This is a genomic window from Acinetobacter sp. T63 (assembly GCF_053852345.1).
Genome location: NZ_CM132659.1, coordinates 556833 through 572958, shown reverse-complemented (window position 1 = coordinate 572958; position 16126 = coordinate 556833). Strand labels below are relative to the sequence as shown.

Here is a 16126-nt window from a genome sequence, read left to right as displayed (position 1 = left end):
AAACAAAAACACAAGGAGTTAGCCACATGCACAGTATCTTCATTAGTGGTGCAGCACAAGGCATTGGTGCAGCAGTGGCCCGCTTATTTTATCAGGCGGGTTATAAAGTCGGAATTTATGATTTAAATGTTGCACAGGCCGAGCAACTGGCGCAGCAGCTGGGTCCCAATGCGCAAGCCGGCGGGCTGGATGTCGCGGATTATGCACAGTGGCAAACGGCTTTGGCGCGTTTTGTAGACTGGGCTGGCGAGCTGAATATTTTAGTCAATAATGCCGGTATCTTATATTCGGGTGCTTTTGAAGACACCGAGATTCAGGCGCATCAGCGTACCATGCAGGTTAATGTCAATGGGGTGCTAAATGGCTGTCATGCCGCACTGCCTTATTTAAAACAGGCGACTTTTGCCCGGGTGGTGAACCTGTCATCAGCTTCGGCCATTTATGGACAGGCCGATCTGGTGTCGTATTCAGCCAGCAAATTTGCGGTACGCGGTATAAGCGAAGGGCTGGATGTTGAATGGCAAAAATACGGTATCCGGGTGCTGGATGTGATGCCTCTGTTTGTACAAACCGCCATGGTCAAAGATATGGATGCCGGCACCATCCAAAATATGGGGGTACATTTAAGCGCGGAAGATGTGGCCGATGAAATTTTCAGTTGTGTTACGCGAAAAAGCTCGCTATTTACCGCCACCCATCAGCCGGTCGGATTAAAAAGCAAATTCCTGTTTACCCTGTCACGCCTAAGCCCGCAGTGGGTGAATCGTTATAGCAATATGTTGCTGGCACGGCGTCCAGACTAGAAACTGATGGCCATAAAAAAGCCCGAATCTGATTCGGGCTTTTTTTGTATCAAGCGACAAACCGCTTAACCGCGTTTAAATTTCTTCTCGGCTTTCTTAAACTTCTGTACATAACGACGACGACGCGCAGCAGTACGTTCATCCACCTGTGATTTACGTCCTTCAAACGGGTTCTCAGAGGTTTTAAATTCAATCTTCACCGGAGTTCCTTCCAGCTTATAGACCTTACGGAACACGTTTTCCAGGTAACGACGATAATCGGCCGGGGTTTTATCAACCTTGTTACCGTGAATTACAATCGTTGGCGGGTTCTGGCCTCCCATGTGTGCATAACGCATTTTAATGGCACGACCCTGCACTTTTGGCGGATGGTGCGCTTCAGTTGCATCATTCAGAATCTGAGTCAGTTTGGCTGGTGATACTTTTAAGCGCGAAGACTCATAAGCACGATGAATCGATGGATAAAGATCACCCACCCCAGTGCCATGCAGCGCTGAAATCAGGTGAATACGCGCCCAAGGAATAAAGTCAAAGCGGCGCTCGACATCCAGCTTACACTGCTTGCGATCATATTCAGACATGTTGTCCCATTTATTGATCGCAATCACCATGGCACGGCCAGCTTCCAGCGCATAACCAATCAGGTGCAGGTCCTGCTCGACAATCCCTTCACGCGCATCGACCACCACAACCACCACGTTGGCATCTTTCATCGCCTGCAAGGTTTTTACAATCGAGAATTTCTCGATCATTTCATCAACCTTGCCTTTACGGCGTACACCGGCAGTATCAATCAGGGTGTATTTACGCCCTTCACGCTCAAACGGAATATAGATCGAGTCACGTGTTGTGCCCGGCTGGTCAAAAGCAACCACGCGCTCTTCACCCAGCAAACGGTTCACCAGCGTCGATTTACCCACGTTTGGACGACCAATAATCGCTAGACGCAGACCCGTGTCTTCATCACGCTCTTCCGGGTTTTCATCTTCCGGCACATCTTGCAGTACTTCTTCCAGCATCTGCTGAACACCGCGACCATGGCTGGCGGCCACTTGCATTGGCTCGCCCATCCCCAGTTTAAAGAATTCAACCAGCGCGGCTTCTGCATGTACGCCATCGACCTTGTTGGCCACCAGAAAGACTTTTTTACCCAGCGTACGCAGTTCACGGGCAATCTGCTCATCCGAAGCCAGCAGACCGGCACGCGCATCGACCACGAAGATGATCATATCGGCTTCATGGATCGCGGTTTTCGACTGCTCGGCCATGTAAGAATCGATACCACCTTCAGATTCGCCAATACCGCCGGTATCGACCACGATGAAGGATTTATTCTGATAGGTCGCATCACCATATTTACGGTCACGCGTCAGGCCGGCAAAGTCTGCGACCAGAGCATCACGACTCTTGGTGATCTGGTTAAACAACGTTGATTTTCCGACGTTCGGACGACCAATGAGCGCAATTACGGGTTTCATAGATTAACCTTTATTTGAGATCAGTCCACTACACGGGTCTGAACATCAGAAACAAATGGGAAGAAAAAATTTCAGTCAAAGACCTGAATAAAAACACGGGGCATTGAACATTCAATCACCCCGCGTTAAAAAATACGGAAATTGTCGCCTAGTTTAACATAAGGCAACAAAAAGTTAACGGTTCTGCCAAATGCTGAATGCACCCTTTTGCGTACCAACATATAACTGGTTGTCGATGACACGTAAAGAACGCACTTCACCGCTGGTTTTGGCGCGACCAATCAGCTGACCGTTGCTCGGGTTAAACAGATGCAAGACACCATCCATATCTCCCACCACCAGGTCCTGACCCAGCATTACCGGGTTACTTAAACGGCGGTTGAGTAACTGGTCATTTTCCCACAGCTTCTGGCCGCTGGTAATTTCATAAGCCACTAAACGGCCATCGGCACTGGCAACAAAAACCCCATTGCCGACCACTTCCGGACGTTTGGTGCTGCTCAGGTCTTCGCTCCACACCACTTGCTGTGAAGCCAGATCAGTGACGGTCACCTGGCCCTGGAAGCTGGTAGTGACCAGGAACTGGCCAGCTACTACCGGATCGCCATCAATATCATTTAAACGCTGAATATCGGAGCGACCTTCACTGATGGCCACACGGCGCTGCATACGCGGCGTACCGGTCACCACATCAATTGCATAAATATAAGCATTGGCGGTTGCTACCAGCACGGTACGCGGATCAACCGCTACCGGTGCAGCGCTACCACGCAGGCTAAACTGGACATTCGGCAAATTGTAAGTCCACATTTGCTGGCCAGTCGCCAGGTTATGCGCATAGACAATACCATCATTGCTGATAGTCACCACACGGTTGGCATGCACCAACGAAGGTGCCAGAATAGCCCCAGTCAATTGTGCAGTCCACTTTTTCTCACCTGTGGCCTGATCCAGTGCAAACAGTTGGCCTTTCTGATTCCCAACAATCACCAGACCTTCTGCCGCTTCTACACCTGAGCTGAGCCCCTGTTTGCTGACTTCGGTCTGCCACAAACGCTGCTTGCCACGATAGGCCGCTACTTCACCTTTAGGATCAATACTAAATACCACGCCATTATCGACATCTAGCTGTAAACGCAGCGGATCTTCTTCAGCAGTCGATGAGGTGTTTTGAGAAAATACAGGCACCAGGGTTTTGGCCTGTTGCAGTTTTGGCAAAGGATTCGGTTTTACTTTTTCAACTTTAATGCTGTTGCTTGAACAGCCAACCAATGCAAGGCTTAAAACAGTTAGTGCAAACGGGATCTTATATTTTCTATTCATTCAGTTTCATCCACTTGTGTGTCGATTACAGGACGTTCAATTTCAGGATCATCAACTAAAACGCCGACACTTTCGAGTTTAATTTGTAAAATTTGACGTTCCTGTTGACGTTCAAGTAACGCATTCCATGCGTTCTGATACGCTTTTTTAGCATTTTCAATATCGTTTTTCGCCACGTACACATCACCACGCGCTTCTTCAGCTGTTGCTTTAAAGGCAGGATCGTTGACGGCAGACAAGGTTTTCAGTGCCTCATCATATTTCTTTTGTGCCAATTGCGCATAGGCCAAACGCAGTTTTAATACCTGCATTAAGCCGGCATCATCGACTTTAGAATTTTCAACTTTCTTTAAGGCTTTTTCTGCACCGGCATAATCGCCCTGATCATAGGCCAGTTTCGCCATTAAGAACTGGGTCTGAATGGCCTGGACGGAATCTGGCGCTTCTTTCACAATCTTATCGGCCGTGGTTGACAGATTCTGGAAAGCTTTGTCATCGCCTTCAGCCGCACGCGCCTCGTCCATCAGTTGCTGGACTTTGGCGGTGTTGGTCTGATCTTCAGCCAGGTTTTTCTTCTGCCAGTATTGCCATCCGAAAAAGGCAATCAGCGCAATCAAAATCCCGCTAATAATTGCAGAACCATATTTCTTAGCGAATGATTTTAAATGATCAAGTTGTTCATCATCACTTAATGCGCTCATTGAATTACCCTTTTCCTTATATTCTTTGGCTTATTTTGAAGAAAATTTTTCAATCATAAATGGCACAATCTCTGCCACAGCTACATCCAACTGCTCGGCAGTGGCCAGTTCTTTAACGGCGAAGCGCTGGTTTTCCCACTCACGCTCACCCAGAATTAAAGCATACAGTGCACCCGACTGGTCGGCTTTTTTCATCTGGCTTTTCATCGAGCCTTGTGAGCCGACTTTCAGGCGAATGGCACTACCACTGGCTTCAAGCTGGTCACGAATCTGCTCTGCCAGCACCAGTGCTTTACCTTGTGATGCCGGATCGGCCACCAGGAATACTTCACAATCGCGGCTTGGGCTGTTGTCTTCGACCTGTTCCAATAGAAGCAATAAACGCTCCATGCCCATGGCAAAACCGACTGCCGGAACCGACTGTTCTGGCTTGCCTTTTAACTGCCCCACCAGACCATCATAACGGCCTCCGGCACACACTGTCCCTTGTGAACCCAAATGGGTGGTGGTCCATTCAAATACGGTTTTGTTGTAATAATCCAGACCACGGACCAATTTTTGATTAATCACGAAGCTGACACCGGCATCAGTCAGATACTGCTGCAACAGGGCAAAATGCGCCATGGTGTCTTCACCCATAAAGTCGTGAAGTTTTGGTGCATTTTCCAGGATGCTTTGAGTTTTGGCATCTTTAGAATCCAGAATACGCAGCGGGTTGGTGCTTAAACGGCGCTGAGAATCTTCATCGAGATCGGCTTTGTGCGTTTCCAGGAATTCAACCAATGCGGCGCGATATGCTGCACGTTCGTCTGACTCACCTAAAGTATTCAGTTCAAGTTGAACTTTATCTGCAACGCCCATACGTTTCCATAAACGCGCGGTCATTAAAATCAGCTCGGCATCCATATCTGGTGTAGCCACACCAAAAGTTTCCACACCAAACTGGTGGAACTGGCGATAACGGCCTTTTTGCGGTTTTTCATAACGGAACATTGGGCCGATATACCACACACGAGGCGTTGCACCGCGCAGCAGGTTATGCTCAAGCATGGCACGTACACAGCCTGCCGTACCTTCCGGACGTAAAGTCAATGACTCTGGCGGATTGCCTTTGTCCAGGAAGGTGTACATTTCTTTTTCAACGATATCGGTTGCATCACCAATGGAACGCTTGAACAGATGGGTCTGCTCAACCATCGGCAAACGGATTTGCTGATAACCATAAGCATCCATAAGACTGGACAGATGCTGTTCCAGACGTCTCCAAGCCGGGGTCTGGGTTGGGAGAATGTCATTAAAACCTTTGATTGCGACGATTGAACTCATGATCTACTCAGAAAAACCTGTGCGAATAATCTCTTTTGACTTAGCTTCTTCAAGCTCTTTAACACGTTGACGAACCATTGTTTCGATTTCATCAACCAATTGATTGGTATCAATTAAATGGCTCTTTTCACCATTACGATACACCAGTGAACGCGGACTTGCACCTACCACGCCAATATCAGCTTCTTTGGCTTCGCCCGGACCGTTAACTTTACAGCCAATCACCGACACATCCATTGGGGTGCGGACATCTTCCAGACGCTCTTCCAGCATCTGCATGGCTTTAATCACGTTAAATTCCTGACGTGAACAGCTTGGGCAGGCAATGAAGTTAATGCCATTAGAACGCAGGCCGAGCGATTTTAAAATATCAAAGCCAATTTTGACTTCTTCTTCCGGCTCTGCTGCCAGGGAAATACGCATGGTGTCGCCAATGCCTTCCATCAGCAGGCCACCTAAGGCAATCGCTGATTTCACCGAACCGGTCCGATAGATTCCCGCTTCAGTCACACCTAAATGTAGCGGATTATCAATTTGCTGCGACAGCAAACGATAGGCATCCATGGTTAAAAATACATTCGATGCTTTGACTGATACCTTAAATTCCTGGAAATCCAGACGGTCTAAAATATCAATATGGCGCATGGCCGATTCAAGCAGAGCCGCACCGGTCGGCTCGCCATATTTTTTTTGAATATCTTTTTCCAGTGAACCGGCATTGACCCCAATCCGCATGGAAATATCATGATGTTTAGCCGCAGCCACCACTTCACGGATTTTCGCTTCCGAACCAATATTACCCGGGTTAATCCGCAGACAGTCAGCGCCGAAATCGGCCACAGCCAAAGCAATTTTATAGTCGAAGTGAATATCAGCCACCAAAGGAACAGAGACCTGCTTACGGATTTCACCAAAAGCCTGTGCGGCTTCCATGCTTGGCACCGATACCCGCATGATGTCTGCACCGGCATCAACACAGCGCTGAATTTGCGCAACCGTTGCGGCGACATCACAGGTTTCGGTATTGGTCATACTCTGAATGCTGATTGGCGCATCACCGCCCACATAGACTGAACCGACACGAATTTTACGGGTTGGACGGCGTCGAATTGGATTCTCAATCATGATTTCGCTCTACTCTGTGCCATTAACGCGACAAACGGAATTCCGCTTTGCCATTGACGGTATATGGAGACAATGAAATATTTTCATTGTTTAGACTTAATGACACTGCGGTTGCATCATCTAAACGAATCTGAAATGGTGCCTCACCAGTTAAATTCAAGCTGGACGCCTGACGGCCAGTGGCCAGCACTTTCCCGGTCGAATCCACAATATGAACCGACGTCGGACGGTTAAAGCTTAAAGACAGCTGATCGCCGGTCACGGCACTGCTGTTGTCTAAATTAATAATTTCGACATCAGACATTGGCACAATATTCTGCTCGGTATCGCTCGACTGCGAAGATGACCAGTTTTGCACGGCCGCGATGATAATCCAGATTAAGGCCAGTGCCACTACCGCCAGCGCAATACGCTTTAACCATTTGCGGTTACGGTCACGATTCGAGCCAGGCAGTTTGCCCATAATTTTAATTGGGGAATTATTCAGGGCATGATTCGGCAGCATGCCGGTATCATTGGCATAGATTTCATCAAAACGCTGGATGATACTGGTGGCATCGACTTTTAAATATTTGGCGTAGGTGCGGTAATAACCCTTGATAAAGGTCGCTTCAGGCAGTGACTTGTATTCATCCTGCTCCAGCGCCGTCAGGGTTTTGACCGGAATATTCAATTCTTGCGCCACATCTTCAAGCTCAAGCTTCTGATTTTGACGGATTTGACGCAGATACTCACCTGGGCGTTGGATATTTCCTAATGCATTGGGCGCTACATTTGTATTTGATTGCGGTGAATTAGGATTTACTTCCATACGGCCTCAGTACTGTGCTGTAATTGCAAATAACGTTGATATTCCTGGCTTTCAGGGAACAATGCCCGAAGCTGATTGACCAGCACCTGCTGTCCCAACTGATCGCCATTTGCTCGTGCAACACGGATCCCAATCCACAATGCACGCGCACCTTGATTTTTTTGTCCCACAGCACGCACAAACTGTTCATACATTCTGGATGCTGCAGGAGTCTGCTGGTTGAAATAAAAAATTTCCGCCAACTCTAACATTGAAACATAGGAGTCACGGTTCGCCTGCAGAGCCTGCTTGAATGATTTTTCAGCATTCGCCATATCGCCCAGTTTCAGGTAAATCCGCCCCACGTTTTCCAATGCACGAAAACGTTGATCATAACCGAGTGTTGCCCCGGCAATACTCAGCTGTTCAATGGCATCATTATAGCGTTCAACCTGATACAAATACGTACCATAGTTGTTACGCGCCTGCGCATTGTTCGGATCGGCAGAGATGGCACGCTTGAAATACGTATCGGCCTTCTCCAGATTCAGCTTGCTACCTTCTTGCTGTAGCAGCACGCCCATCATCATATTGGCCATAGAATCACGCGAATCTGTTTCCAGTGCCTGATCCAGGGCACGTTTGGCCGAGTCTAAATCACCCGATTTTAAATACTCGGCCGCCAGCTGGGTACGCACCTGAATTGCCTTTTCCGGATCTTTCGGACTTAAAGTAGGAGTTGTGGTTTGACAGCCGGTGCTCATCCATGCAGCCACACACAGTGTGCTGATGGTTGTGAATTTATACATCAACTTAGTCAATGGACCTCTCCCCCTAAATTTAATTATCCTTGAGAGCGCATAATTTCATTTCGCTCTGCAACTTTCTTTTTCCACTGTTCCGCACGACGGGTACGGTCTGCCACCTGTCCCACCAGCTGGCCACACGCGGCATCAATATCATCACCACGTGTCTGACGAATCGTACACACAAATCCGGCATCAGACAAAGTTTTTTGGAAAGAAATAATCCTGTTCCGGCTTGAACGGCCATATGGCGCATGCGGGAACGGGTTAAACGGAATTAAATTGATTTTGCTTGGCAGGTCTTTGAGCAGCTTGATCATCTCTTTGGCATGTTCAATGCTGTCATTCACGCCATCGAGCATGACATATTCAATGGTCACGTGCTTACGCGCACTTTCGTTGCCATCTTTTTTGATATAACGCTGGCAGGCTGCAATCAGCTGTTCCAGTGGATATTTCTTGTTGATTGGCACCAGCTCATTGCGCAGTTCATCGTTGGTGGCGTGTAAAGAAATCGCCAGCGCGACATCAATATCTTCAGCCAGCTGGTCAATTTTTGGCACTACACCCGAGGTCGACAGCGTTACACGGCGTTTTGACATGCCATAGGCGAAGTCATCCAGCATAATACGCATCGAGTTTAAAACTGCATCATAGTTCAGCAGCGGCTCGCCCATGCCCATCATCACCACGTTCGTCACCGAACGCTCACGCTCTGCAACCGGCACATCTTCCATATAGGAATAGTTGGCCATCCACAGCTGACCAATAATTTCAGCTTGGGTCAGGTCGCGCTGAAAGCCCTGTTTACCGGTTGAGCAGAATGAACAGTCCAGCGCACAGCCGACCTGTGAGGAAATACATAAAGTCTTACGCGAACCGGTTTTATCTTCCGCAGGAATCAGCACGGTTTCAACCAAGGAACCCGCACCATCACCGACACGGAACACCCATTTACGTGTACCATCTTTAGAATAGTTTTTATGCACCACATCTGGCGCTTTAATTTCACATATCTGTTCCAGTTTTGCGCGCAACTTGCCTGAAATATTGGTCATTTCGGCAAAATCGGTCACGAAATACTGGTGAATCCATTTCATCACCTGGCCGGCACGAAATTTCTTCTCACCTAAATCTTCGAAGAATTTTTCCAGCTCAGCACGCGACATGCCCAGTAAATTCACTTTCTGCACAGAAGTTGATTGCGCTGGAGTGGACAAAGATTGTTGCTGCTCATCAGATGTTGCAGATGAAGCGACCACTTCATTACTCATGTGTATTACCTAAATCATGTCTGAGGATGAAAGGAGATGCTCAAGATCTGAGCGAGGGATTATTCAGAGAATAAAAAAACCAGATAAGTATAATAACACTTATCTGGTTTGAATACTGCGTATTAACGAGTACGTGGAGCAATCTCAGTTTGAGCGAAGAAGTAGTTAACTTCACGGTCAGCAGATGCTACAGAGTCAGAACCGTGAGCAGCGTTTTCGTCGATGCTTACAGCGAAGTCTGCACGGATAGTGCCAGGAGCCGCTTCTTTAGGGTTAGTTGCGCCCAGGATTTCACGGTGAGCAAGAACTGCGTTTTCACCTTCAAGAACTGAAACAACAACTGGACCAGAAGTCATGAACGCAACTAAGTCAGCGAAGAAACCACGTTCTTTGTGCTCAGCGTAGAAGCCTTCAGCTTCAGCTTGAGTCAAGTGTTTCATTTTAGTTGCAACGATTTTAAGACCCGCTTTTTCAAAACGTGCGAAGATTTCGCCGATTACGTTTTTAGCAACTGCGTCTGGTTTAACGATAGATAATGTACGTTCGATAGCCATGATTGGCTCCTTAAAGTCAAAGTTGACAGAAATTTTGCCGCATTATACCGAAAAATGGGCTTTTTTCTGCGTTTAATCTGTAAAAAAATCGGTTTTTTGAGGTCGCTGTTAACGTGCTTCGTCAATCCATGCCATTTGAATGGCTTCTAACAGACCTTCGGTTGACTTGGTCGGATCATCTTCAAAATCTGGAAGTGCACAAACCCAGGCATGCAGGTCAGTAAAACGGATCCATTGCGGATCGACATCTGGATGTGCTTCATACAGTTCAATGGCGATATCGATGCTATCTGTCCAACGTAAACCCATGTCTATTCCTAAGGCAGTTTAGTGTGATGCACTACTTTAGCAAATTTTGCAAATGCTGTACCAGCTTTGATAGGCCGTACCGCCGGTGAATGGGCTATAGCGCAATTTCCAGATACGGCGCAGCCGAAATAATACCGCTGGCCACCAGACCGCCAATTAGTGCACCGACCGCCACATCACTGGGATAATGCAGCCCCAGCACCATACGCGACAGCGCCACCAGAATGGTAAAAGGTAACATCAACACCAGCAGTAGCGGCTGAATGTAGCCCAGCACTGTGGTAATCATGACCGCGTGCAAAGTGTGACCAGAGGGAAAACTAAAGTGATCAAGCGGACGCTCGCCCAGGCGAATCACCTGATGCACCTGATAAGGACGGGGACGCACGGTTTTGCTTTTAAGCAGTTTATAGATGCCTGTACCGACTGATCCACCTAACAGCAAGTAGATAATCTGCAATCCATACAGCAGGCCCTGCCATAACCAGACCGTGGCCAGCATGACATACCAGAATAAACCGTCGCCTAAGCGGCTCACCACTTTAAAGAAATAAGCCACCCGTTCGGAGTGGGAAAAATGATTGAGATACAAACAGCCTTTCAAGTCGAGATCAAGTATTCTTATTTTTGCATTTTTAAGTTTCATTCTATGCTCTCCTTTAAGCTTGAGCTTAAAATCTAGGTCGTCATATGCGACTCCTGCACCACCCGATAAAGTGCCTGTTCAAATTGTTGGATCGGATATTGCCAGCCGATATGCTGGGTAGATTCACGGGCTTTTTTACCCATCTGTCTTAATACTTTTGCGTTCGGTAACTGATAAATCGAACGCATAATTCCGGCGACATCACCCAGTGGACTAAGCCAGCCGGTTTCATCTTGCTTGACATGCAAATTGGCACAAGCATAGTCATACGCCACGACTGGCAAGCCGCTGGCCATGGCTTCAAGCACCACATTACCAAAGGTTTCTACCTGACTGGCAAAGACAAACACATCGGCACTAGCATAAGCTTCAGCCAGTTTTTGTCCGCTTAAGCTGCCCATAAAAATGACTTCGCCATCGGTGTTCAGCCCTTCCAGACGTTTCAGGTCCGGACCATCGCCTACTACCACCAGCTTGGTTGGATATTTGGCAATGGACTGCATGGCCCGATAGGCATCAATCACCACATTCACTTCTTTTTCTGGCGACACCCGGCCCACATAAATCAGCACCCGGGTCTGTTCATCGGCGCCCCAACGTAAACGTAAGGCTTCTGAACGATGTTGCGGTGAGAACCTGTCGACATCGACCCCACGACCAACGACCACCAGTGGACCTTCCACACCAAACTGGCGTAAAGACTGCTCGGTATCGGTACTGGGTACACAGGTCAGTTGCGTATTGTTATGGAACCAGCACAGATAACGCTGGATCGGTTTGACCAGAAAAGCCAGATCAAAAAAGCGGCTAAAGTCCTGAAAAGCAGAGTGGAAACCGCTAGATACCGGAATCTGCTTGGATTTTGCTACCTGTAACGCAGCCAGACCCAGCGGCCCTTCGGTCACCACATGCACGATATCTGGCTCAAACTCATCCATGGCGGTAGAGAGTTTATACAGCTGTGGCCAGCCAAACTGCAGATGACCATATTTCGGAATAGACTGCGCCTTGACCAGACATTCTTTGTTGGGACTAAAATCGGTACAAGGTTGTTTTTGTTCAGGACGAATCAGTAGAATTTTATGTCCCAGTTTTTGCAATCCTTTGCACAGTTGTAATAATGAATTGGCCACACCATTAATTTCTGGCGGCCAGGTTTCTGTCACTAACGCAATTCTTAAACGAGGTCGCACCAGCTCTTCAATTTCAATGACTTCATTAATCGCGTTTTTTTGTTTTTCCTGTTTAAAATAAAATTTAAAATTCTCAGGAATATTAGGCGACTTTAATACCAGTGTGCGTGAAGACGCTGACATCCGCGTATTCCTCTGTTGTTGTTGTCTGCCCAGCATAATCCTTACAGTTTGCAGTTTTATGATAAATTCATGAAATTAATTTCATACTTGTATCAAACTCGTGGTATTGCACCCGCCTAGTTAAAGGCTTGGAAAAATATTCGATATTTCCAATATTTAAAGCATAATTAAAACATCAAATTAATATATAGACTGTCCCGGTATACACCGGCAGGTGTTCTTGCCGTTGGACGTTCCATTAATTGAACCAACACCACAAATTTATCTTGACCAGTAGGGGCCTGACTAAGCGGAACATTCCAGCGTGAAGAACTGGCGCCACTAATATTCATCTGGGTTCTGAGCTTATAATTCTTCTCATTCACCAGATAACTGCTGCCTGTACTATTCACCAGATTTCGGCTATTAAATTTAATAGCATAACGACTATCACAATTCACCGAAAAGGAAGTCGCAGCCTGACTTAAATAAGAGGCATTCAAATTCAATTGGGTTGCCGTTAAACGCTCAATTTGGCATTGTCTCGCATGTGCCAGAGACAGACTGCTGCTGATACAACAGACTAAAAACAGTACACTCGCTTTCATCACCCCTACTCCTTTTATTTACACACAAGTTCAACCGGTACAGTTATATCTTGTGCCTGAGCTGAAACCTGTAATACAGCGCTACAGGTTTGCGCCTCTCGGGTTTTAATCCGGACACTATAATTCCCTGGAATCAAGCCATATAAAGTGACCGTTCCATCCGAACCAATCGGATAAACCTCGCCACCTTCATTGTTAATATGCAGCTCTGATCCCGGTACAAAACTGCGATTTTGGACATCTACCGGCCGGATACGAACCTGTTTAGCATGGAAAACCGGGAAATTGATTTTGTAGCCGCGCTGGTTTAACGCGGTAATTTGTTTACTTGAATAAAGAATTTTATCTTCGATAGGTAACTGATTTTCATCAAAGGCAATGTCGTATTTCACATAAGGAATAATGTCATGCACAAAGGCATAGCCGTCTTTGTTGGTTTTATCGACATAAACCAGTGAGCGTAGAATATCAATATCTTGATAATCCCCGACTTTGACCAAACCAAAAGCATGTTCAACAATTTTGGTAAAACTTAGCTGATTACCCAACCAGACAACAGCACCACGATAAGCCAGTTGCGAGTCACGCGTTTCCTTGCCCTGAACATGGTAAAAATCTAGATCACCCACCTTGGTTTTCAACAGGCCATTTACATTATAAAGTGTGTCATCATTGCGATGATTCACACCGACAGCATAGTCAAAGCCGACCTGACTCGAGTCACTTTTTACCAGCTGCAGGTTGGTGTTCTGGTCTGCAGACTGACTAAAATAGACGGATTTATCATTATCAAAATTATAACTAAGAGATAATATCCCACCAGAATCTTTACGATCGCCAAAGGCATTGAAATAACTGAGCCCGACAGCAAATTGGCGTCCAAAATTCCGGTTAAATCCGACATTGATCACCCGCTGGTTCTGCTGTTCAAATTCAGGATGATCATAGTATTTCTGTTCAGCATAGTTCAGATTAATATTGTGCACATAAGGCACATTGGTCAGCCCTAAATACACCAGATTTTCAAATTTTGGATAATTCGAAACATTGTCCAGATCATCGCCTAAAAACTTAAAATCCCGTTCGGTATACTTGGAACTGGCACCCAGTGAAAAATTCCCGAAATCTTTGCTGGCGGATAAACCATAGGAATAGTTCATCTGATTCCGGTCATCATGCGAGGCCATGACCACACTGTCTACAATTAAAATATTACTGATGGCCTGAGTCCACATAACCCCCACATTTTGAATATCTTCACTATAGGACAGATTGGTTCCCAAGGTGGTTGCGTTAGACAGCCCCCTGCGGTAAAAGCCATTAACAAAGAAATCCCGATAATCGCTACTGTCCAGATTGTAGTTATAACGCAGCTTACCTAAGGCAATATTATATTCATCTAGGCCATCACGTAATAAACGGTTAGTGACCAGTACCGGAAAAGTTTGCACACTGCGGTTACCTAAAACATCTTCAACTACAATTTGTGCATCACCCGCCTGCTGAATTTGCGCCCCAGTTTCCAGCATGTAATCACCCGGGCTGACTTTCTGGCTATAAATGCTCACCCCGTTAATAAACAGCTCAACAGTAGATGGAATACGCGCGCTACCCTGTAAGGTTGGAATATTCCAATAGACAAAACTTGGACGCTCGGTGTAGTTGGTTCCCCAGTTTAAACCGGCAAAACGCAAAGAGTTAATTAACGGGTTATAGGTTGTTGTGGTGTCGCCTAGGGTTAGACGGGTCATGCTTTCTGGAAATTCCAGATCAAAACTGCTATTTAAACGTACTACCTGCTCCTCGACAGAGGTATTCTGATACAGCACCGAATTCTTGAGAATCCAGTAATCTTTAAAGATCCCCAGCTCGGCCAGACCACTATAAGCTTCATTTGAATCGCTGTTGGCATAGACCCAGTCATAATTCATAAAGCCACCAAAACTGGCTTTTTCAGGAATCACTTTCTGGTTAAAAACGTTTAAATCGGATTGAAAATAGTGAGTGGGGATGGTTAATTTAATGGACTGCGATGAACTATCAAAAACCGCTTGAATATCGCCTTCACTGACCAGACAGAAATCCGCACGCTGCTGATGTTTCTTTAACTTTTGCACTTGAATTTGCCGTTCGGACAGCACATCACAACCCATATAATAATGCTGCCCTTCTGTGATTAAAATAATATCAGTATGATGATCAAGTTCATTAATCCACAGATTGGCAAGACTTTCTTCTATCGGATTTTCATTCGCATTCGCTGCGAAGCTAAATAAAATATGAACAACAATAAACCACCGATTTTTTATATTCATCGCAAATTCCCCTTATACCGCTAGTCCGAGAATTTAAGCTCCACCATGTTATCGTTCTTATCCGTAAAAAATTGGACAGTATACTTTTTTGGATCTGCAATCTTGGTTCCATTTAACTCATAGCTGTAATTCATTTTGGCCAATAAGTAAGCCATAGTATCGGCCTTAAACACTTCCTTCTTATTGGCATCAACAATCTTCAAATTATTAATCTGAACATGCGAATTGGCCTGATTTTGTGCAACCAGCCGGTTATTCTCAATATTAAATTTAACGTTCGTGTCTTCCTGCTTACCGACAAATAAAGGCAGGTTAAAGCTGAGCAGAAAGTTAACTGAGGTTTCTTTCACGGCCTGTGGAATTTCTTCCACCAGAATGCGCCATGCACCCTCCTGATTACCGGTGAGTACCGACTCTAAAGGACGATTAAAACCAACACGGATAGTCTGTTTGCCATTCGGCTGCAGAATAAAGTTTTTGGGATTTAAAATAAGGGTGTCATCTGGTACCAAAATATTCTCACCATTGCCTTGTTGCGTCCATTTAAAGGCTTTAATTTCAAAAATTTTTGCTTCAGTTTCATCTGTAGATTCTAAAGTAAGCGTTGTGGTTCTTTGTTTAGCCTGACTGTTGATATACATCTGAACCGGGTCAATAGAAACACCTGCATAACTTGCAGATGCATAACACAGCGATGAAACTAAAAAGGCTATTATTTTTTTCATATTATTCCCCAGCTTTTATAACGAAAAAGCCTAACTTGGTCCGAAGAC

The 16126-nt window shown here is 46.1% G+C and carries 16 protein-coding genes; 1 reads left to right on the top strand and 15 read right to left on the bottom strand.

Annotated elements, in window-relative coordinates:
- Nucleotides 1-26 precede the first annotated feature (26 nt).
- Nucleotides 27-803 (top strand): SDR family oxidoreductase, encoded by a 777-nt coding sequence (locus ACVLR6_RS02705; protein WP_005182407.1) that lies wholly within the window; start codon nucleotides 27-29, stop codon nucleotides 801-803.
- Nucleotides 804-868: 65 nt separating this feature from the next.
- Here ACVLR6_RS02705 and der read toward each other — a convergent pair whose 3' ends face one another.
- From der to ACVLR6_RS02630, 15 genes are all read right to left on the bottom strand, one after another.
- Nucleotides 869-2281: a ribosome biogenesis GTPase Der gene (der, locus tag ACVLR6_RS02700; RefSeq protein WP_005182406.1), complete on the bottom strand. Its 1413-nt coding sequence runs from the start codon at nucleotides 2279-2281 to the stop codon at nucleotides 869-871.
- Nucleotides 2282-2455: 174 nt separating this feature from the next.
- A complete protein-coding gene (bamB, locus tag ACVLR6_RS02695) occupies nucleotides 2456-3604 on the bottom strand; it encodes an outer membrane protein assembly factor BamB (protein WP_005182405.1) in 1149 nt (382 codons plus the stop codon).
- On the bottom strand, nucleotides 3601-4305 hold the full coding sequence (locus ACVLR6_RS02690) for a YfgM family protein (RefSeq protein ID WP_005182401.1): 705 nt from the start codon (nucleotides 4303-4305) through the stop codon (nucleotides 3601-3603). Before ACVLR6_RS02690 ends, bamB begins: the two co-directional genes overlap by 4 nt.
- Nucleotides 4306-4335: 30 nt before the next feature.
- Nucleotides 4336-5631, bottom strand: coding sequence for a histidine--tRNA ligase (gene hisS / locus ACVLR6_RS02685; RefSeq protein ID WP_005182398.1), 1296 nt, complete (start codon nucleotides 5629-5631; stop codon nucleotides 4336-4338).
- Nucleotides 5632-5634: 3 nt separating this feature from the next.
- Nucleotides 5635-6756, bottom strand: a complete 1122-nt coding sequence (gene ispG, locus ACVLR6_RS02680) for a flavodoxin-dependent (E)-4-hydroxy-3-methylbut-2-enyl-diphosphate synthase (RefSeq protein ID WP_005182396.1) — start codon at nucleotides 6754-6756, stop codon at nucleotides 5635-5637.
- 22 nt (nucleotides 6757-6778) lie between these two features.
- Nucleotides 6779-7567: a helix-turn-helix domain-containing protein gene (locus ACVLR6_RS02675; protein WP_016659532.1), complete on the bottom strand. Its 789-nt coding sequence runs from the start codon at nucleotides 7565-7567 to the stop codon at nucleotides 6779-6781.
- Nucleotides 7558-8355, bottom strand: coding sequence for a type IV pilus biogenesis/stability protein PilW (gene pilW / locus ACVLR6_RS02670; RefSeq protein WP_104470591.1), 798 nt, complete (start codon nucleotides 8353-8355; stop codon nucleotides 7558-7560). Before pilW ends, ACVLR6_RS02675 begins: the two co-directional genes overlap by 10 nt.
- A gap of 35 nt (nucleotides 8356-8390) precedes the next feature.
- On the bottom strand, nucleotides 8391-9626 hold the full coding sequence (gene rlmN / locus ACVLR6_RS02665) for a 23S rRNA (adenine(2503)-C(2))-methyltransferase RlmN (protein WP_005182389.1): 1236 nt from the start codon (nucleotides 9624-9626) through the stop codon (nucleotides 8391-8393).
- A gap of 122 nt (nucleotides 9627-9748) precedes the next feature.
- Complete coding sequence (gene ndk / locus ACVLR6_RS02660; protein ID WP_005182388.1) at nucleotides 9749-10180, bottom strand: nucleoside-diphosphate kinase; 432 nt, start codon at nucleotides 10178-10180, stop codon at nucleotides 9749-9751.
- A gap of 108 nt (nucleotides 10181-10288) precedes the next feature.
- Nucleotides 10289-10489 (bottom strand): Fe-S cluster assembly protein IscX, encoded by a 201-nt coding sequence (iscX, locus tag ACVLR6_RS02655; RefSeq protein ID WP_005182385.1) that lies wholly within the window; start codon nucleotides 10487-10489, stop codon nucleotides 10289-10291.
- A 94-nt stretch (nucleotides 10490-10583) separates the two neighbouring features.
- Entirely contained in the window at nucleotides 10584-11135 is a 552-nt protein-coding gene (locus tag ACVLR6_RS02650) for a phosphatase PAP2 family protein (protein ID WP_005182381.1), read from the bottom strand.
- Nucleotides 11136-11167: 32 nt separating this feature from the next.
- A complete protein-coding gene (locus ACVLR6_RS02645; protein WP_455995789.1) occupies nucleotides 11168-12451 on the bottom strand; it encodes a glycosyltransferase family 4 protein in 1284 nt (427 codons plus the stop codon).
- 167 nt (nucleotides 12452-12618) lie between these two features.
- Nucleotides 12619-13038 (bottom strand): hypothetical protein, encoded by a 420-nt coding sequence (locus ACVLR6_RS02640; protein WP_005182377.1) that lies wholly within the window; start codon nucleotides 13036-13038, stop codon nucleotides 12619-12621.
- Nucleotides 13039-13052: 14 nt separating this feature from the next.
- On the bottom strand, nucleotides 13053-15353 hold the full coding sequence (locus ACVLR6_RS02635; protein ID WP_286427439.1) for a fimbria/pilus outer membrane usher protein: 2301 nt from the start codon (nucleotides 15351-15353) through the stop codon (nucleotides 13053-13055).
- A gap of 20 nt (nucleotides 15354-15373) precedes the next feature.
- On the bottom strand, nucleotides 15374-16078 hold the full coding sequence (locus tag ACVLR6_RS02630) for a fimbrial biogenesis chaperone (RefSeq protein WP_455995787.1): 705 nt from the start codon (nucleotides 16076-16078) through the stop codon (nucleotides 15374-15376).
- Nucleotides 16079-16126: the final 48 nt, after the last annotated feature.